Below are 19,165 nucleotides of genomic sequence, written 5' to 3' on the forward strand. Positions count from 1 at the left end.
GCTCGGCGGCATCCTCGGCGACGACGGCCTGCTGGGCGGCGTGCTCGGCGGCGGCGAAGGCGGCCTGCTCGGCGGCATCCTCGGCGACGACGGCCTGCTGGGCGGCGTGCTCGGCGGTGACGGTGGCCTCCTCGGCGGCGTGCTCGGCGGTGGCGAAGGCGGCCTGCTCGGTGGCGTCCTCGGCAGCGACGGCCTCGTGGGCGGCCTGCTCGGCAACGATGGCCTGGTCGGCAACCTGCTGGGCAACGACGGACTGGTCGGTGGCCTGGTGGGCGGCCTGCTCGGCAACGACGGCCTCGTCGGCAGCCTGCTCGGCGCGCTGGGTGGCGACGGCCCGGTGGCCAACATCCTGCAGCCGGTGACCGAGATTGCCAGCGGCCTGAGCGACACCCTCGCTCCGGTGGTGGACACGCTGACCAGCGCCGGTTCCGGTGCCCTGGCCCCGGTGACCGACATCCTGGCCGGCGCGACCGCGGCGGCGGCACCGGTGGTCGAGACCGTGTCCAACGTGGTCGAGAACGTCGATCACTCGGTGGGCTCGGTGGTCACCGACGTGGTGACCCCGATCACCAGCCAGGTCGAGCACACCGTGAGCAGTGCGGTGACCCCGGTCGCCAACATCCTGCACGGCCTGCTGGGCTGATCGCGCACCGCGGCCTCGGCCGCGGCTCGCCACGAAAAAAAGGGGCGGACCGGCGACGGTCGGCCCCTTTTCTCATGGCGCCCCGCGGGGCGCCCGGCCGCTCAGGCGCTGCCGCGTTCGATCAGCTCGAAACCCAGGTCGCGCTTGCGCGCCGCCGGCGTCTCGCTGCGCAGCCGCTGCACGAGCATGCGCGCGGCCTCCTCGCCCATGCGCACGGTCGGCACCGCGATGGTCGTGAGGCCGGGGTTGAGCTCGCGCGCGATCTCGTAGTCGCCGAAGCCCATGATCGCGAGCTGCCTGGGCACCGCGATGCCCAGCCGCTGGCAGGCCAGCAGCGCGCCCGAGGCCAGCAGGTCGCTCGAGAACAGCAGCAGGTCGCTGTCGGGGAAGCGCGCGCGCGCGGCCTCGAGCAGGGTGCTGCCGCTGCCCATGGTGTAGGGCAGGTTCTCCACCACCAGGCTGCGCGACGCCTGGCCCGGGTAGTGGCGCGCCATGCCGGTGGTGTAGCCGTCCAGGCGCTCGCGCGCGCGGTCGTCGCCGGGGCGCGCGGCGCCCACGAAGGTGGGATGGCGGTAGCCGCGCCGCTGCGCATAGGCCACGGCCGCGGCCAGCGCCTCCTGGTTCGAGAAGCCCACGAGCTGGTCGATCGGCTTGCGCGTCCAGGCCCAGCTCTCGACCACGGGAATGGCGGCGCGCGCGAGCATCTCGCGCACCGCGTCGGTGTGGCGCGTGCCGACGAGGAAGAAGGCGTCGGGCCGGCGGCCCAGCAGGCTGCGCACCACGGCCTCCTCGCGCTCGTGGCTGTAGTCGGTGTGGCCGATGATCACCTGGTAGCCCGCCTGCAGCAGCACGTTCGACAGGCCCTGCAGCGTCTCGGCGAAGACCGAGGCCGCGATCTGCGGGATCACGGCGGCCACCGTCATGCTGCGGTTCGAGGCCAGGTGGCTGGCCGCGAGGTTCTGCACGTAGCGGGTGCTGCGGATCGCCGCCTCCACGCGCTCGCGCGTCTGCGGCGTGCAGCCCTCGGGGTCGCGCAGCACGCGCGACACGGTCTGTGCCGACACGCCCGCCACCTGGGCCACGTCGGCCATGGTGACGGAGTTGGTGCCGAAGCGGCGGCGGCCCTGTCTTTTTTCGGGTTCTGTCATGGGTGGCCCGGATTCTGCCGCCAAGCGCGCCCGGCCACCGCCGCGCTCAAAGCCGCCCGCGCGCGGCGAGGTTGCGCATCAGCGCGCCGATGCCGAAGGTCCACGGCGCAATGCGGTCGCTGCGCCCGACCCGGTTGAACAGCGTGCCCAGCCGCTCGGCGCGGATGGCGACGCGGTCGCCCTCGTGGTGGGTGAAGCCGGCGCCCGGCGCGTCGCGGTCCTGGATCGGCGCGAACATGGTGCCGCAGAACAGCAGGATGCCGTCGGGGTACTGGTGGTGCGCGCCCATGGCGTGGCGCACCAACTCGAGCGGATCGCGGCTGATCTGCGCCATCGAGCTCGAGCCCTCGAGCACGAAGCCGTCCTCGCCTTCCACGCGCAGCTCGACCACGGTGGCGCGCAGGTCGTCGATGCCGTAGTGGGCGTCGAACAGGCGGATGAACGGGCCGATGGCGCACGAGGCGTTGTTGTCCTTGGCCTTGCCCAGCAGCAGCGCGCTGCGGCCCTCGAAGTCGCGCAGGTTGACGTCGTTGCCGAGCGCGGCGCCGACGGTCCGGCCGCGGCTGTCGACGGCGAGCACGACCTCGGGCTCGGGGTTGTTCCAGGTCGAGCCCGGATGCAGGCCCACCTGCACGCCGGTGCCCACCGAGGCCAGCGGCGCGGCCTTGGTGAAGACCTCGGCGTCGGGCCCGATGCTGACCTCGAGGTACTGCGACCACAGGCCCTGCGCGAGCAGCACCTGCTTGAGCTGCATGGCCTCGGGCGAGCCCGGCACGATGCCAGAGAGGTCGTCGCCGACCACGGCCACCACCTGGCGGCGCACCGCCTCGGCGCGGCTCGCGTCGCCGCGCGCCTGTTCCTCGATCACGCGCTCGACCATGCTGGCCGCGAAGGTCACGCCTGCCGCTTTCACCACCTGCAGGTCGTTGGGCGCGAGCAGATGGCGCCGCGCGGGATCGGGGCCGTGCGCGGCGGTGCTCGCGAGCCAGTCGGCCAGCGTGCCGAGCGGCACGCCCTCGGCATCGCGCACCGCGGCGGCCGCGTCCGCGCGCTCGAGCAGCGCCGAGACGGTGGGCGCGAACGCGCCGATGTCGACCAGTTGGCCCTCGCGCACCGTCACCAGCGTCGGGCCGCCCTCTTCGCCGTTCCCGCCCGGCAACCAGGCGCGGCCCACGAGCAGCGCCCTTTCCGCATCGACGGGCAGCGTGGCCGTGGCATCGACCATGTCGGGGATCGCCTGCATCTCAGCGCCCCTCGAACACGGCCGGACGGCGCGCCTTGAAGGCCGCGCGGCCTTCCTTCGCGTCCTCGGTCGCGAAGCACACGGTCTGCAGGTCGCGTTCGTACTGGATCGCGGTCTCCAGCGGCATCGCATAGGCGGCGCGCAGGTTGGCCTTGGCGGTCTCGACCGCGATCGGCGGGCGGCTCGCGATGGTGGCGGCAATGGCCTGCGCGCGCGCCAGCAGCTCGGCGGCCGGCACCAGCTCGCTCACCAGGCCCCACTGCAGCGCCTGCTGCGCGCCGATGGGATCGCCGCCCATCAGCATCAGCGCGGTGTTCGAGGCGCCGATGCTGTGCGCGAGCATGTACGACATGCCGCCGCCACCGATCCAGCCGAGCTTGACCTCGGGCGCGCCGAAGCGCGCGTGCTCGGCCGCGATGCGGATGTCGCAGGACATGGCGGTCTCGAGGCCGCCGCCGAGCGCATAGCCGTTGATGGCGCAGACCACGGGCTTGCGCAGCGCGCGGATCGCGTCGCAGTAGTCGGGCCGGTTGCGGAAGGTCCAGGGCGTGTCGTAGCCGTCGAGCTCGGCGATGTCGCTGCCGGCGCAGAAGGCCTTCTCGCCGGCGCCCGTGATGACGACGGCGCGCACGTCGGCGCGCGCGTTGCAGTCCTTCACGTGGGCGACCAGCGCATCGGCCATCTCTGGCGTGACGGCGTTGAGCTTCTCGGGGCGGTTGAGGATCAGGGTCGCGACCCGGTCGCGGACCTCGAAGAGGATGTGGTTCATGGCGGAGGTGGACTGGAGGAGAAAAGACGGGCTCAGACTTCGCTGCCCGCGGGCCGGTGGGCCTGGTAGAGGGCCTGCAGCCGCTCGAGCGCGGCCCTGGCCGCGAGCCGGTCGGCGAGCATCTCGCGCACCAGCGCCGAGGCCGCGGTCTGGAACGGGATGTAGCCCGGATGGCGCGGCCGCACGATCGCGGCCTCGAGCGTGGCCTGGGTCTGCGCGAAGAAGCCGTTCCAGGCGGTATTGACGCGCTCGTTGCTCCACGCGCTGCGCGCGCTCGGTTGGCCGTCGGCGAAGGGAATGAAGTCTTCCTGCATCGCCGGGCTCATCAGCGCGACGAGGTGGGCGCGCAGCGCATCGCCGACCGTCGCGCGCCGGCTCACCGCGAGGCCGGTGCCGCCGAGCGTCGAGCCGAGGCCGTGCGAACCCGCGGGCACGTCGGCGAAGTGCAGCGGCTGCGTGCCGGCGCCGGCCACCGCGTAGTTGACGTAGCCGTAGACCAGCGGGCAGTACACGGCCCGCGCATCGCGCGACATCGCATCGAGGATGCCGATCGGGTTGAGCCCGGCCCAGCCGCGGAAGGCCAGCGCATGCAGCTCCGACAGCAGCTCCCAGGCCGTGGTGGCACCCTGCCCCGTGAACAGGCGGCCGGGCTCGCTGCCCGTGGGCGCGTCGCCGTGCGCGGCCGCCACGCTGAACAGCGAGAGCGCCGCATGCGGGCCGGCCAGCGACAGGCACACAGGCTGGCGCGCGGCCAGCGCGAGCACCTCGGCCCAGCTGCGCGGCAGCGGGCCCTCGAGCCGGTCGGTGCGCGCCACCGCCACCTGCGTGGCGGCATCGAGCGGCAGCGCCCAGTGCACGCCGGCATAGCGGTAGCTGTCGAACGAGCGGCCGATGCTCTGCGCGCGCCAGCGCGCGAGCTCGTCGGCCGCGAACAGCGACTCGAGCGGCTGCAGGCAGTCGCCGGCCACCGCGTCCCCGATGTGCGGATGGTCGAGCACGATCAGGTCGTAGCGCTCGGCGAGGTCCTCGATCGGATGCGACTCGAAGCCCTCGAGCGGCTGGCGCTCCCAGTGCAGGTCGAGGCCCTCGGCGCGCGCGCGTTCGGCCGCGCGCTCGAGCGCGACGTAGCCGCGCGGATGGTCCCAGGTCAGGCCCTTGATCGGCGCGCCGCTCACAGCGTATCTTCCCCGATCACCTTGGCCGCGAGCAGGCCGTCGATGCGCTCGGTGCTCCAGCCCAGCTCGCCGAGGATCTCGCGCGTGTGCTGGCCCGCCAGCGGCGCGCCGCGGCGCACGCTCGAGGGCGTGCGCGTGAACTTGATCGGGAAGCCCGGGGTCTTCACCTTGCCCTCGGTCGGATGCTCGTACTCGACGAAGGTGCCGTTGTGGACGATCTGCGGATCGTTCATGACGTCGGCATAGCCGTACACCGGGCCGGCCCAGATGTCGGCCGCGCGGAACACCGCGAGCCACTCGGCGGTGGGGCGGTGGCGCAGCTTCTCGCGCGTGATCGAGAAGATCTCGTCGCGCCGCGCGAAGGTGTCGCGCTCGTCGTCGAAGTCGGCCAGCACCGGTGCGCCGATGGCCTGCGCGAGCGCCGCCATCTTCGGGAAGGCCAGCGCGAGGAAGCCGTCCTGCGTGGCGAACACGCCGTAGGGCGCGCGGATGTAGACGTGGGCATGAGACTCGGCCGTGCGCTCCTGCGGCTTGCCGGCCACGCTGAACACCGACAGCTCCTGCATCTGCAGCGCGACGATCGCATCGAGCATGTTGACCTGCACCAGCTGGCCCTCGCCGCTGCGCTCGCGGTGCAGCAGCGCGGCGATCACGGCCTCGAAGGCGGTCGAGGCCGTGATGGCGTCGACCAGGTACTGGCCCGCGGGCGACGGCGGCTCGCCGGCGCGGCCGGTGGAGAGCATGGCGCCGCTCATCGCCTGCAGCAGCAGGTCCTGCCCGGGCCAGAGCTTGTAGGGGCCGTCCTCGCCGTAGCCCGACATCGAGACGTAGACCAGCCGCGGGTTGATCTTCGAGAGCGTGGCGTAGTCCACGCCCAGGCGCTCGGCCACGCCGGGGCGGTAGTTCTGCAGGAACACGTCGGAGCCGCGCACCAGCTCGTAGAGCGCGTCGCGGCCCTCGTCGCTCTTGAGGTCGACCGCGAGGCTGCGCTTGTTGCGGTTGAGCGAGAGGAAGGAGACGTTGATGCGGTTGCCGCGCGCGCCGCCGGCCGAGACGTGGCGCTGCCATTCGCCGGCGACCGGCTCGACCTTGATGACGTCGGCGCCCAGGTCGCCCAGGCGCTGGGCCGCGAAGGGGCCGGCCATGGCGATGGAGCAGTCGAGGACGCGGAAGCCCTCGAGGATGGCGGAGGATTTGTTCATGGAGTGTGTTGGCGATGAGGTGGGGGAAGAATTCAGTGCGTGCGCGGCGCGGCGGCGAGGTTGCGGCCCGTGGCGGCGTCGAACAGCACGGCCTGCGTGGCATCGAAGCCGACTGCGACCGGATCGCCGTTCGCGAGGTCCGTGTAGCCCGGCACCGTGACCATCAGGTCGGCGTTCGCGGCGCCCTCCTCGTCGTGCAGCGTGCGGGCGTCGATGAGCGCGACCGCCACCAGCGACTCGGCGCCGACGTGCTCGACCAGCGCGATGCGCCCGGCCAGGCCCTGGCCGCCGCGCGCCACCGTCAGCGCGTTCGGCCGCAGGCCGAGCACCACGGCGGCGCCGGACGCGGCCAGGCCGCGCAGGTGCGCGGGCAGCGGCATCGTGGTCTCGCCGCCGAGCGCGAGCGCGCTGCCGTCGGCGTTCACCGTGGCCTGCAGCAGGTTCATCGGCGGCGTGCCGATGAAGCGCGCCACGTAGAGGTTGGCGGGCGCCTCGTAGATCTCGCGCGGGCTGCCGAACTGCTGCACCGCGCCGTCCTTGAGCAGCGCGATGCGCGTGCCCATGGTCATCGCCTCGACCTGATCGTGCGTGACGTAGACGAAGGTGCCGCCCACGCGCTGATGCAGCTTCGAGATCTCGGCGCGCATGGTGGTGCGCAGCTTCGCGTCGAGGTTCGACAGCGGCTCGTCCATCAGGAACACCTGCGGCTCGCGCACCATCGCGCGGCCGAGCGCCACGCGCTGGCGCTGGCCACCCGAGAGCGTGCGCGGGTACTTGTCGAGCCAGTCGGTCAGCGCCAGCGTGCGCGCGGTGCGCTCCACCAGCTGCGAGACCTCGGGCGAGCGCTCGATGCGCCGCTTTGCCATGCCGCCGAGCAGCGGGATGTGGAACCACCAGCGGTGCTGCCGCATGATCAGCGGAAACGCGATGTTGCGCCGCACCGTCATGTGCGGATAGAGCGCATAGGACTGGAACACGAAGGCGATGTCGCGTTCGGTCGGCGGCAGTTCGTCGACGCGGCGCTCGGCGATGTGGATCTCGCCGCCGCTGATGCTCTCGAGGCCGGCGAGCATGCGCAGCAGGGTCGACTTGCCGCAACCGGAGGGGCCGAGCAGCACGAGGAATTCCCCGTCGGGCACGTCGATCGACACGCCCTTGACGACATGCTTGTCGGCGAAGTTCTTGGTGATGTCCTGGAGCTTGATGGAAGCCATGGCTGTGTGTTCGGTTCGATGGTTCGGGGTCAGCCTTTGACGCTGCCGGCCGTCATGCCGGAGACGACGTGGCGCTGCACGATCAGGTAGAAGACGACGGCCGGCAGCGTGTACATCACGCCCACCGCCATCACGGCATCGAGCGGCGTGCTCAGCTCGCCGATGAAGCCGGCCAGGCCGACGGAGGCCGTGTGCAGCCGCTCCTCGGTGATCAGCGTCTGCGCGAACACGTACTCGTTCCAGCCATGGAAGAAGGAAATCACCGCGGCCGCGGCCAGCGTGGGCGCGATCAGCGGCACCACCACGCCCAGCACGATGCCGATGCGCGAGCAGCCGTCGACGCGCGCGGCCTCCTCGACCTCGATCGGCACGCCGTCGATGGCGCCCTTGAGGATCCAGGTGATCACCGGCACGGTGAAGGCGGTGTTCGCGAGGATCAGGCCGCTCAGGGTGTTGAGCAGCTGCATCTGCGCGAAGATCGCGTACAGCGGCACCACCAGCATCGCCTCGGGCAGCATCTGGGTGGCGAACAGGCCGAAGCCGATCGCGCCCTTGCCGCCGAAGCGGAAGCGCGACAGCGCATAGGCCGGGAACACGGCCAGCGCGATGCTCAGCACCGTGGTGCCGATCGCGACGCAGGCGCTGTTGAAGAGCCAGCTCGCCACCGGCTTGATGGCGAACACGCTCGCATACACCGGCAGTTGCCCCAGCGACGGCAGCAGTTGCGGCCGGTCGGCGAACAGCGCCTCGGTCGGCGTGAGCGAGGTCACCAGCATCCAGTAGATGGGGAAGGCCGCTGCGCCCAGCAGCACCAGCACCGCGAGCATGCGCAGCGCCTGTCGGCTCATGGCGGCGTGCATCAGCGCTCTCCTTCGCGTTCGGCGCGCGCGGTGTAGCGGAAGTACACCAGCGTCACGGCCAGCGCGATCGCCACGCCCACCATGCCGACGGCCGCGGCCTGGCCCAGGTGGTGGTTGACGAAGGCGCGCCGGTAGAGATCGATCACCAGCGTATTGGTGGCGCCCACCGGCCCGCCCTGCGTGAGCAGCCAGATCAGGTCGAAGCGGCGCAGCGACCAGATGGTGGAGAACAGCGCCAGCAGCGCGACCGAGGGCCGGATGGTGGGCCACACCACCGCCTTGAACACGCTGAGCCGGTCGGCGCCGTCCATCACGGCCGCCTCGCGCAGCTCGGACGGCACACCCTGCAGCGCCGCCAGCAGCACCACCGAGGCGAACGGGAAGATCTGCCAGATGGTGGTGAGCAGCACCGCGGGCATGGCGAGCTGCATGCTGTCGAGCCAGTTCTCGCTGCCCGCGGCGATGCCGAAGAAGCGCAGCGTGTGGCCGAACACGCCGTACTGGGCGTTGTAGATCCAGATGAAGATCAGCGCCACCGCGACCGGCGGCGCGGCCCACGGGATGGTGACGGCGGCGCGCGCGATGCCGCGGCCGCGGAACGGCGCGTCGAGCAGCAGCGCCGAGGCCAGGCCCAGCCCGATCGCCGAGGCCACGCAGGCCACGGTGTAGAGCAGCGTGGTGAAGATCACGCGGTGGAAGTCGGGATCGTTCCAGAGGTCGGCGTAGTTCCGCAGCCCGACCCATTCGCCCTGCGAGGCCGCGAGCAGCGAGGTCGAGGTGAAGCTCAGCACCAGTTCGCGCAACAGCGGATAGCCCTGGAACACGAGCAGATAGAGCGTGGCCGGCAGCACCAGCGCATAGGGCGCGAGCGGGTGGCCGTCGAGGCGCGCGCGGCGGCGCGCACCCTCGCGGCGGGCCACCGCGGCGGCGGAGGACAGCGTGGCGTTCATCGTCACGGGATGCGGCGCGGGTTCAGCGCTTGAGCACGCGGCTCAGCACGGTCTGCTGCGCGTCGTTCATCGCCTTGGCGGGATCGACGCCGCCCTGCAGCACCTTGATGACCTGCTCGATCACGATCTGCTGGATCTCGGGCGCCTTGACCTCGAGGCCCTGCGGCAGCGCGGGCACGCTGTTGGCGGTCTGCTGGTCGTAGACCGAGATCCAGGGCCACTTGGCGACCTCATCGGCCGAGCGCGGCACGGCGATCGCGACGCTCGAGGCGCCGTGGATCAGCTGCAGCTCGCGCTGCGCCTCGGGCGTCAGCATCCATTGCAGGAAGGCACCGGCCGCGGCCTTGTTCTTGCTGTTGGCGTTGATGCTGATCGGCGCCAGGATCATGCCCTGCGCCTTGGTGGGAAACGGCGAGGGTGCGGCACCGAACTCGAAGCCCTTGGCCTGGGTCGCGAGGTTGGCGGCCACGCCGCCGTTGTCGACCTGCATCGCGATCTTGCCCTCGGCGAACATGCGCCGGTAGGTGGCGGCGTCGGCGCCCTTGGGGATCGCGCCGGCGTCGTAGACCTTCTTGTAGGCCGCCACGCCCTCGATCACCTTGGCGCTGTTGATGGTCGGGTTGCCCTGCTCGTCGGACCAGCGGCCGCCGAAGCCGTAGACGTAGTTGCACAGGTCATACCAGAAGCCGCCGCGTTCGGCCATGGTGGCGCGGTAGGCATAGCCGTAGTTGCCGGCGGCGGTCGCGGCCTTGGCGGCGGACAGGAACTCGTCGAAGTTCGAAGGCGGCGTGCCCTTGAGCAGCGCCTTGTTGTAGACCATCGCGTAGTTGCTGACCTCGAACACCACGCCGTAGCGCTTGCCGCCGATCTTCATGTACTTGTCGGGACCCGTGAGCGGGAAGGCACCGTCGGCGATCACGTCGTCGATGGGCACGAGGCGCTTGGCATCGACCGCGGCATAGAACTCGGGCAGGTCGAAGCGCACGAGGTCGGGGCCGGCATTGCCGCCCATCTGCGTGAAGACGGTGCTCGCGAAGGACGAGAACGGGATCGTGACGGGCTGGATCTCGACCTTGTCCTGGCTCTGGTTGAACTTGCCGATCCAGGCGCGCATCTTCTCGCCGCGGCCGGGCTCGGCGAAGCTCGATGCGGCGAAGGTCACGACCTGCTTGCCGGCGGCCTGCGCCTGGGCGCTGCCCGCGGCGAGCAGCTGCAGGGCCGGAACGATGGCGATCGCGGCGAGGGCCGCGCGGCGGCCGGTGAAAAGGCGTTGCTTCATGTGTGTCTGTCTCCGATGACGGCAGGCCCTGCCGTGGGATTCGAGGCGTCCGGCCGAAACCGTCGCGCTGCTGTTGGCGAGATTATTAGCGCTAACTGTTAGCGCTAACAAGTACGACTTTAGCGTTGCAGCCCGTGGCTGCGATCGCGGGATTTCCCTAGCTGGTGGTGGTATCGAGCGGAAAGGCGGGGGCTTCGGCGGCTACTGCATCACCCAGCCGCCATCGACGTTGAGCGTCTGGCCGGTGACGAAGCCGCTGCCCTCGGCCGCGAAGAACAGCATCGCGTTCGCGATGTCCTCGGGCGCGCCGCGGCGCTTGACCGACTGGTGCTCGAGCACGAAGCGCTCGTAGCCCTCGGGGTCGGGATGGATCTTCTCGGCATCGGTCGGGAAGGCGCCCGGCGACACCGCGTTGACCGTGATGCCATGCGGCCCGAGCTCGCGCGCCATCGCGCGCGTCATGCCCAGCAGCGCGCCCTTGGAGGTGACGTAGGGCAGCAGCAGCGGCCAGCCGCCGTACATCGTGATGCTGACGACGTTGACGATGCGGCCGAAGCGCTGGCGCTTCATGTGAGGCAGCGCGGCCTGTACGCAGACCAGCGCCGCGTCGACGTTCACGCCCTGCACGCGGCGATGCTCCTCGATGCTGAACTCCTCGATGCTGCGCGAGGGATAGATGGCGGCGTTGTTGATCAGCACGTCGATGCCGCCCTGGGCCTCGAACAGCGCGGCCAGCTGCGCCGCGAGCGCGCCGAGGTCGGCGAGGTCGCCCTGCACGAAGCGCAGCCGCGCGCGCACCTCGGCGCCCTCGCCCTCCCCGGCCGCGACCAGGCGCTCGCCCTTGGCCGGATCGATGTCCAGCGCCAGCACCTGCGCGCCCGCGCGCGCGAAAGCCCAGCAGATGCTGGTGCCGAGTCCGCCGGCGGCGCCGGTCACCAGCACCTTCTTGCCTGTCATGTCCATGGTCGTGTCGTGTCTTTGAAGTCGTAGGAGGAAAGAAGGGATCAGGGCAGGTTCTCGCGCACCGCGATGCCGGCGCGCACCGGCTCCACGCCCGCGAGCGCATCGCGCCCCGCGCGCAGGTTGGCGAAGATGCGCACGCAGTTCATCACCTCGGTCTGCGGGTTCTGGTTGATGGCCGCGTCGAGCGTGCCGTCGATCAGCATGGCGCGGGTGTCGGGCGTGATCTCGTGGCCGATGAAGACCACCTTGCGGTCGAGACCGGCCTCCTTGAGCGCGCGGCCGATGCCCTCGGAGGCGCCGCCGATGTTGTAGAGCGCCACCAGGTCGGTGTGCTGGCGCAGCAAGGTGCGCGCCTGGCGGTAGTTCTGCGCCACGTCGTCGTGGCCCTCGCGCAGGCCCACCACGCGCAGCCCCGGGAACTGCTCGGCCAGCACCTGCAGGAAGCCGACCTCGCGCTCCTCGTGGCCGCGGTAGCTGAGGCTGCCCGCGATCAGGCCGACCTTGCCCGACTTGCGGTCGAGCATGCGGCCCATGAGGTAGCCCGCGGTGCGGCCGGCCGCATGGTTGTCGATGCCCACGTAGGCGGCGCGCCGCGAGCCCGGCAGGTCCGACAGCAGCGTGAGCAGGTGCACGCCCTGGTCGGCCAGCGAGGCGACGGCCTCGCGCACGGCAGGATGCTCGAGCGGCACGAAGGCGATGCCGTCGCATTGCCGGCCATGGCGCAGCAGCCGCGCGGCCAGCACCTCGGCATCGAAGCCCTCGATCTCGACGCGGCGGCAGCGCACGTTGAAGGGCTCGAGCTGCTTCTCGACGATGCCGACGTAGTCGCCGAGCATGCGGATGAACTGGTTGGTGCCGGCCGGCAGCAGGAAGATCAGCTCCATCGGCCGCGGCCGCAGCACCTGGTGCAGGCTCTCGTCGGGCAGGTAGCCCAGCTGCGCGGCCGCGCGCACCACGCGCTGCACCGTGGCCGAGCGCACGCCCTTGCGCGCATGCAGCGCGCGGTCGGCCGTGGCCTTGGAAACGCCGGCCACGCGCGCGACGTCGGCCAGGCGCGAGCGGCCGGGGGCCTCGGCGGGGGGCGTCGATGTCTTCGTCTTCATGTCGCCGAGTATTCCGCGCAACGAGACGCCCTGCCGCGATGTCCGCACCGGCTCGCCCATCTTCTTCGCGCCTCAGTCCCAGCGGCCGGTGATGGCCGGGTACTCGTCGGCGGGCTGCGCGCAGATGGCGCGCACGCGCTCCTCGAAGGCCGCGATCTCGCCGCGCCCGTCGAGCACCGAGAAGCGCGTGGTGTAGCGGCGCTCGTCGCCGTGCTCGAGCCAGATCAGCTCACCGCGCTCGCGCGCGAAGGGCTTGCCCAGCACGTGGTTGGTGCTCGGCTCGATGCCCATCGCGTACTGGCCGCGCTGGTAGTTCTGCCACTGGAACTGGCACGGGAACTCGTCGCGGTTGACCTCGACCGCGAGGCCGATGCCATGGCCGCCGTCGAAGCCCTCGTTGACCAGCGCGACCGGGATGCGCCCTTGCGCATCGGCCGCCATCGCATGCTCGTAAACCTGCTCATGGAAGTCCGACTGCGGCCCGGGCTGGGTGCGATAGCCCACTGATTGCCTGCGCAATGCATCGGCATGCGCGGCCCAGGGCGTGTGGCGGATCGGCGCGATGTAGCGGCTGCCCTCGTCGAGCACCGGATGGCCGGCGTTGATGTGGTAGCAGAACATGTGCGGCGTGCGGTAGAAGCCGTGGTTGACCACGCGGTCGTGCAGCGTGAAGCCATGCTCGCCCACGCGCGCCTCGATGCGCCGCACCAGGTGCAGGTCCTCGCCGAACACGGCCGACTGCTGCACCACGCCTTCGCACCAGAGGATGCAGTCGTCGCCCTCCCAGCGCTCGCCGTAACCGGTGAGCCGCGCGGGAATGTTCGCGATGCGGCCGTGCAGGCCGCTGTCGACGCTCTGGCGCGGCGTGTAGTGGTAGTGGCCGGCCGGGTCGCTGTCCATGAACAGCGTGTGGTCGAGGCCACAGGTCACGAGCAGGCCCGAGAAGGAACGCAGCCAGCCGAGGCCGCCCTCGTCGGCGTTCTCGTGCAGCCCCGGATGCCGGAAGCCCGTGGGCGATTGCCAGCCGATGGCGGCGCCGCGGTATTCGCAGGCTCCCACGTCCATCGCGCGGTCGACCAGCACCTGGAACGCGAAGCCGGTGCCGGTGCGGAACTCGAGGCAGCGGATGCCGCGTTCCACGCCGTCGCCCAGCGTCACCAGTCGCACGCCCGCGAACTGCGCGAGCGTGCCCGCGTGTTCGCGCAACTCGCGTCGGCTCCAGTGGCGGCCGTAGAGCTGGGTCACGCGCCGGCCTCCAGCAGCTTGTCGTCGAGGAAGCGCTTGGCGCGCGGCACGTCCGATTCGTCGAGGTGCTCGATGATGATCGGGATGTTGGGATGGTGCTGCGCAAGCCGCTTGAGGTAGAGGTCGTAGTTCAGTGCGCCCAGGCCCGGCGCCGGCAGCTCGATCTCGCCCACGCCGCGGAACTGGTGCGCCTCCGAGGCGTCGATGTCGGCGAATTTCTCGCCCTTGTCGTCGCCCGCGGCGCGCTTCACGTCCTTGGCATGCGCGATGCGGACCTTGTCGCCGAGCGCGTCGAACATCTGGTTGAGCACCTGGTCCATGCGGTCGATGTTGTGGGTCTCGAAGTAGTTGGTCGGGTCCATCAGCAGGCCCAGGCCCGGATGGTTGACGTCGGCGAACAGGCGCAGCGTTTCCTCGACCGAGCCGATGATGTTGTTGACGTAGGTCTCGACCAGGAACACCGCGCCGTGGTCGTGCGCCTCCTGCGCGAGCTCGCGCACCACCTTCACGCAGTCGGCGTAGGCGCGCTCGCTCTTGTTGTCGGGATGCGAGGACCAGTCGCTGTCGGGGTTGACGGTGCCGGTCTCGCTGATCACGTAGGGCGTGCCGCAGTCGCGCGCATGGCGCAAGGTGGCCTTGAGGTAGTCGTTGCGGCGCTTGCGCTCGCCGGCGTCGGGGTGGACGATGTTCGTGTAGGCCGACACGCAGCTGATCGGCAGGTCGTGGCGGCGGAAGGTGTCGCGCACGCGGTGGCACTTCTCGCGCGTGATGGCCTCGGGCGTGGAGAAGTCGATGTCCTTGAACGCGAGGTCGAGCTGCACGGTGTTGAAGCCCTGCGCCTTGATGCGGCGCGCGGACTCCTCGAGGGCATAGGGGAAGTAGCCGCTGAAGATGCCGACTTGGATCATGGGTTGTCTCCGATGGTTTGTGGGTGGGGATGCGGGGAAAGCGCGCGGCTCAGACGCCGAACTCGGCCAGCGGCACGGCGCGCCGCTCGGCGAGCGAGCGGTAGCCGGCCTCGACCAGCGCCATGGTCTTCACGTTGTCGGCGACGTCGAGCATCGGCGCCTCGCCCTGGGCGAGCGCCCATTGCAGCTGCTCCATCACGCCCGCGAAGGCCTGCGGGAACCAGCGCGTGGACCAGCTAGGTTCGACCCATTGGCCGTCCGTGCCGTGGCGCGAGCTGTAGCGCAGCGTGCTCGGGCTGCCTTCGGGATAGTCGGGCCAGCCGATCGTGCCTTCGGCCACGCCCTCGGTGCCCTCGACGCGCCACTTGATGAAGATGCCGGCATCGAAACCCTCGCCGTGCGGGCCGGTCCAGACGTCCTCCATGCTGAGCGCCATCACGCCGCTGCGAAAGCGCAAGGTCGAGCAGACGATGCCGTCGCTGTGTTCGAAGCCGGTGCGCGGATCGGGCCGCGCGGCGGTGTAGATGTCCTCGGGCTCGCCGAACAGGAAGCGCAGCACGTCGAGGTGGTGCACGCTCATGTTGGCCAGCGTGAGGCGGCCGTAGCCGCGCAGGAACTCCTGCCAGTGCGGGATGGCGCGCATCTCGATGGTGGCGAGTACCGGCGTGCCGAGTTCGCCGCGATCGAGCAGCTGCTTGAGCACGCGCATCGACTGGTCGAAGCGCATGTTCTGGTTCACCGACAGCGGCTTGCCGGCCGCGCGCGCCTCCTCGGCCAGCGCGCGCGCCGTGTCGAGGTCGAGCGCCAGCGGCTTCTGCGCGAGCACCGCCTTCACGTGCGGCTGCGCGAGCGCGAGGCGGATCAGCTCGGGCTGGCGGTCGGGCGGGAAGGCGATGTCGACGATTTGCACCTGCGGATCGCGGATCAGCGCCTCGGGCGTGTCATGCACCGTGGGGATGTTCCAGCGCTGCGCCACATCGGCCGCCTTGGAACGGGTGCGCGAGGCGATCGCCACCACGGGGAAGCCGGCCTCGCGGTAGGCCGCGAGCTGCACGTCCGCCATGATGAAGCCGGCGCCGATGGCACCGATGCGAAAGTCGCGGCAGCGGATCGGCGCGTCGGGTTCGAAGCCGCGGGCATCGGCGGCCGGCGCGGCGGTCGCGCTCGTTGGGGTCATGGCTTGTCTCCTGTCCTGGGTCGAATCGAGGCAGTGCTTTGCTGCCTTGCAACCGAGGTTAAGGGACGCGGCGACCCGGACCAATCGACCGGGATGAGGTTTTTTGAGGCGAATCAGCGGGGCACCCCGCGACGCGTCAGGTGGCTTCGGCGTCGATGCCGAGGGCGAAGATGCCCGGCATGCCGATGAAGCCTGGGATCGACTTGACGCGGGCGATCCAGCGCCTGAGCGCGGGATAGCGCGTCAGCGCGATGCCGCCCTCGGGCGCGAGCGCGATGTAGGGGAAGCACGCGATGTCGGCGAGCGTGGGCGTGGCGCCGACCAGCCAGCCCTCCTCCGCGGCCTCGCGGTCGCCCAGGTGGTCCTCGATGTGCGCGAACAGCCTGTGCGCGGCCGCGCGGCAGGCCGGTGCGTCGAGGTCGTAGCCGAAGGCATCGTGCAGGCGCGCGGCCGAGGCGCTGCGCGTGATGTCCTCGGCCACGGTGAGCCACAGCATGACCCGGGCGCGGCGCTTCGGATCGGCGGGAAACCAGGTGCCGGCGCTGTCGTGGCGGCTCGCGAGGTAGACGAGGATGGCCTGCGCGTCACGCAGCACGAAGCCGTTGTCGTCGATCACGGGCAACTGGCCGAAGGGGTTGAGTTCGAGGAACTCGGCCTGCTTGTGTTCGCGTCCGGGGTGGAAGTTGACCGGCACGCGTTCATGGGCGATGCCGAGCAAGGCCATGAAGAGCCGCAGCTTGTAGCAGTTGCCGGACAGCTGTTCGTTGTAGAGCTTGATCATCGCGCGCCCTCAGAGATCGAGCACCAGCGTCGCGGAGCGCGACCGCGAGACGCAGGGCAGCATCTGCATGTGGGACGCCTTCTCGCCCGCGCTCAGGTACTGGTCGCGGTGATCGGGCTCGCCGTCGATGACGGTGCACAGGCAGGTGCCGCACACGCCTTGCTCGCAGCTGGTGTCGAGGTGGATGTCGATCGCGCGCAGTGCTTCGACGATGGTGGTGTCGCTCGCCACCTGCACGCGGCGGCCGCTGCGCGCGAGTTCGACGGTGAATGCGGGGCCGGTGGCCTCGACGGGCGTGGTGCGTCGGAAGTATTCGAAGTGCACGCGATCGGCGGGCCAATGGCGTTCTGCCGCGACGCGCTCGATGCATTGCATCAGCGGCGCGGGCCCGCAGGCGAAGGCATGCGCGTCGCCACCGGCTTGCAGTGCCTGCCGTACCTGGTCTTCGGTCTGCTGCGGCGACAGGCCCAGGTGCAGATGCAGGTTCGTGCCCAACAGTGCTTCGAGCTCGGCGCGGTACGCGGCATGCTCGGCCGAACGGCAGAAGTAGTGCAGAGCCGGCCGCTTTCCCCTTGCCGCGAGATCGCGCGCCATCGCGAGGATCGGCGTGATGCCGATGCCGCCCGCGATCAGCACCGCGTGTTCGATGCGCGGGTCGAGCCGGAAGTTGTTCTTGGGCAGTCCGATCTCGAGCTGCATGCCGGCCTGCACCGACTCGTGCAAGGCGATGGAACCGCCGCGCGAATCGGCCTCGCGCTTGACGGCGATGGTGTAGCCCTCCTCGTCCTGGCCGCAGACCGAGTACTGGCGGATCTGGCCGTTCGGCAGGTGCACGTCGAGGTGCGAGCCCGCGGTGGCGCTCGGCAAGGGGCCGCGCCGCGGCGAGCGCAGCTTGAACTCGACGATATCCTGCGCCACGGTTCGCTTGGCGGAGACCTCCACGCTGAGCCGCGGCCGCGGCTCGGTGCTCTGCGCTTCGATGCCCCAGCGCAGATGGATGTCGCGCAGCCAGCGGCGGAAGGTGCTCGAGGCCGCGTCGGCGCGCGAAGGCACCTCGATGCGCGGATCGAGCGGCAGCTTCTTGTGGACGTGGTTCTCGAGGATCGGCTTGTCCTGCCCGAGGATGTTCTGCTGGAAGGCCATGATTTCGCCACTCGAGCTTTCGGCATCGAACAGGCTGATCGCGAAGTGCGCGATGCAGCGCTCTTCGTCGGTGGGCTGGATGAACAGGAAGATGATGTCGGCGAGCTCGGCCGAACGGCCCGCCGGGTGCTTGTAGAGCATCGGCGAGAACGGGTTGACGACGCGGTAGACGTAGTCGACGTCCGCCCCGCCCTTCGCGTCCGCCGAGGCCAGCGGCTGGATGAACTTGCAGTCGCGGGCCCAGAGCTCCTGGCGGGCGTCGAGCTCGACCTCGTAGCCGCGCACCTCGGTCGCTTCTTCCGAGCCCAGGATGTGGGCATGGACGAAGGGGAAATGCGCCATGTCGAGGAAGTTCTCCACCACCCGCAGCGGACCGCTGTGGATGCCGAAGCCACCCATGTAGAGGAAGCGGCGCGCGGGGTTCGCGAAGGCCGCCAGTTCGAACAGCGGCCTGGGCTCGTCGCCGAGGCACAGCAGGATGAAGCCGCAGTGGTCGGTGGCGTGGCAAGGCCTCGTGGGTTCGGTTTCGAACCGGGCCTCGAGCGCGCCGTCGGGCCGGCGGCGCACGTGCAGGTCGTGGCCCAGCAGTCGGGCCCGCCGGCCCGTGCCGGGCACGAGGCCGAGGCTGTCGCCGATGGCGAGCCAGTCGGACGCGATCGCGGGGTCGATGGTCTCAGGCATGTTCGGTCTCCCTCGGGGCGCGGGCCTCGGTCGTCCATTGGGCGATGTGCGTCTTGATGCTTGCGATGGCCCGTTGCTTGTCGAGGCTCGATGAGCCGCGCGCGACGAGCAGGTGGACGATCGAGGTGCCGGGCAACAGCGGCTGGATCAGCAGGGCCGATGCACCTTCCTGCCAGACGCAAGTGCTCTGCCCTTGCAACCAGCCCGCGCGTTCGATCCGCGGCACGAGGGTGTCGGCATCGAGATCGACCGTGAAGCCGCGCGACGGCACGAGGTCGTCGCCGAGGCGCGGCGGATAGCCGGCCGGCATGCGCGCGAGGCTGGCCCAGACGATGCCGTCGCTCTCGCGGCTGAGGTAGGTGCGCGCGCAGGCGGCCGGCGGGCTCGCGTCCTTCGGCGATGAAGGCACCGACACGCAGTGGCCGTCGCGGCCGTAGCGCCAGCCGTGGTAGCGGCAGACCAGTTCTTCCCCGACGACGAAGCCGAGGCTGAGTCGCACGCTGCGGTGCGGACAGCGGTTCTCCCACACCTCCATCGCGCCCGAGGCCGAGCGCCAGAGCGCCAGTTCATGGCCGAGCAGCGTGGACTGCAGCACCTGCCCCGGGAGCAGGTTGCGCGAGAACTCCACGGGAAACCAGTCGGCGGAACTCGCCGCCGTCGCGTCTGCGGTCTGGTTCATGG

General features: G+C 70.6%; 17 protein-coding genes and 1 pseudogene. 1 reads left to right on the forward strand and 17 read right to left on the reverse strand.

The window, feature by feature from the left end:
* Window positions 1-643: pseudogene (locus tag KV106_RS29705) on the forward strand (hypothetical protein); the annotation flags it as partial.
* 101 nt (window positions 644-744) lie between these two features.
* Here KV106_RS29705 and KV106_RS29710 read toward each other — a convergent pair.
* The 17 genes from KV106_RS29710 to KV106_RS29790 form a co-directional block, all read right to left on the reverse strand.
* Complete coding sequence (locus KV106_RS29710) at window positions 745-1,791, reverse strand: LacI family DNA-binding transcriptional regulator (RefSeq protein WP_261214519.1); 1,047 nt, start codon at window positions 1,789-1,791, stop codon at window positions 745-747.
* 46 nt (window positions 1,792-1,837) lie between these two features.
* Complete coding sequence (locus KV106_RS29715; protein WP_261214521.1) at window positions 1,838-3,034, reverse strand: fumarylacetoacetate hydrolase family protein; 1,197 nt, start codon at window positions 3,032-3,034, stop codon at window positions 1,838-1,840.
* 1 nt (window position 3,035) lies between these two features.
* Window positions 3,036-3,803, reverse strand: a complete 768-nt coding sequence (locus tag KV106_RS29720; protein ID WP_057590038.1) for an enoyl-CoA hydratase/isomerase family protein — start codon at window positions 3,801-3,803, stop codon at window positions 3,036-3,038.
* A 32-nt stretch (window positions 3,804-3,835) separates the two neighbouring features.
* Window positions 3,836-4,978, reverse strand: a complete 1,143-nt coding sequence (locus KV106_RS29725; RefSeq protein ID WP_261214524.1) for a type 2 periplasmic-binding domain-containing protein — start codon at window positions 4,976-4,978, stop codon at window positions 3,836-3,838.
* The gene (locus tag KV106_RS29730) at window positions 4,975-6,180 is read right to left on the reverse strand and encodes a CaiB/BaiF CoA transferase family protein (protein WP_261214526.1); all 1,206 of its coding nucleotides are present in this window, start codon (window positions 6,178-6,180) and stop codon (window positions 4,975-4,977) included. The genes KV106_RS29725 and KV106_RS29730 overlap by 4 nt, the downstream gene beginning before the upstream one ends.
* Before the next feature lie 32 nt (window positions 6,181-6,212).
* Window positions 6,213-7,394, reverse strand: coding sequence for an ABC transporter ATP-binding protein (locus tag KV106_RS29735; protein WP_261214528.1), 1,182 nt, complete (start codon window positions 7,392-7,394; stop codon window positions 6,213-6,215).
* A gap of 29 nt (window positions 7,395-7,423) precedes the next feature.
* Window positions 7,424-8,254, reverse strand: coding sequence for a carbohydrate ABC transporter permease (locus tag KV106_RS29740; RefSeq protein WP_057590042.1), 831 nt, complete (start codon window positions 8,252-8,254; stop codon window positions 7,424-7,426).
* Entirely contained in the window at window positions 8,254-9,204 is a 951-nt protein-coding gene (locus KV106_RS29745) for a carbohydrate ABC transporter permease (RefSeq protein WP_082321663.1), read from the reverse strand. The genes KV106_RS29740 and KV106_RS29745 overlap by 1 nt, the downstream gene beginning before the upstream one ends.
* Before the next feature lie 22 nt (window positions 9,205-9,226).
* Entirely contained in the window at window positions 9,227-10,483 is a 1,257-nt protein-coding gene (locus KV106_RS29750; protein ID WP_261214531.1) for an ABC transporter substrate-binding protein, read from the reverse strand.
* Between the two features lie 201 nt (window positions 10,484-10,684).
* Window positions 10,685-11,446, reverse strand: a complete 762-nt coding sequence (locus tag KV106_RS29755) for an SDR family NAD(P)-dependent oxidoreductase (protein ID WP_057590044.1) — start codon at window positions 11,444-11,446, stop codon at window positions 10,685-10,687.
* A 41-nt stretch (window positions 11,447-11,487) separates the two neighbouring features.
* Window positions 11,488-12,549, reverse strand: coding sequence for a LacI family DNA-binding transcriptional regulator (locus KV106_RS29760; protein WP_057590045.1), 1,062 nt, complete (start codon window positions 12,547-12,549; stop codon window positions 11,488-11,490).
* Between the two features lie 72 nt (window positions 12,550-12,621).
* Window positions 12,622-13,794, reverse strand: a complete 1,173-nt coding sequence (locus KV106_RS29765) for an aldose 1-epimerase family protein (RefSeq protein WP_261214535.1) — start codon at window positions 13,792-13,794, stop codon at window positions 12,622-12,624.
* A complete protein-coding gene (locus KV106_RS29770; RefSeq protein WP_261214537.1) occupies window positions 13,791-14,702 on the reverse strand; it encodes a sugar phosphate isomerase/epimerase family protein in 912 nt (303 codons plus the stop codon). The genes KV106_RS29765 and KV106_RS29770 overlap by 4 nt, the downstream gene beginning before the upstream one ends.
* A 49-nt stretch (window positions 14,703-14,751) precedes the next feature.
* On the reverse strand, window positions 14,752-15,879 hold the full coding sequence (locus KV106_RS29775) for a Gfo/Idh/MocA family protein (RefSeq protein WP_093345681.1): 1,128 nt from the start codon (window positions 15,877-15,879) through the stop codon (window positions 14,752-14,754).
* 136 nt (window positions 15,880-16,015) lie between these two features.
* Complete coding sequence (locus KV106_RS29780) at window positions 16,016-16,660, reverse strand: glutathione S-transferase family protein (protein ID WP_261214540.1); 645 nt, start codon at window positions 16,658-16,660, stop codon at window positions 16,016-16,018.
* Between the two features lie 9 nt (window positions 16,661-16,669).
* Entirely contained in the window at window positions 16,670-18,484 is a 1,815-nt protein-coding gene (locus KV106_RS29785) for a 2Fe-2S iron-sulfur cluster-binding protein (RefSeq protein ID WP_261214542.1), read from the reverse strand.
* Window positions 18,477-19,163 carry a Rieske (2Fe-2S) protein gene (locus tag KV106_RS29790; protein WP_261214544.1) on the reverse strand — a complete coding sequence of 229 codons (687 nt, stop codon included), beginning with the start codon at window positions 19,161-19,163 and terminating at the stop codon, window positions 18,477-18,479. The genes KV106_RS29785 and KV106_RS29790 overlap by 8 nt, the downstream gene beginning before the upstream one ends.
* Window positions 19,164-19,165 lie beyond the last annotated feature (2 nt).

Source organism: Variovorax endophyticus (genome assembly GCF_025376855.1).
GTDB lineage: Bacteria > Pseudomonadota > Gammaproteobacteria > Burkholderiales > Burkholderiaceae_C > Variovorax.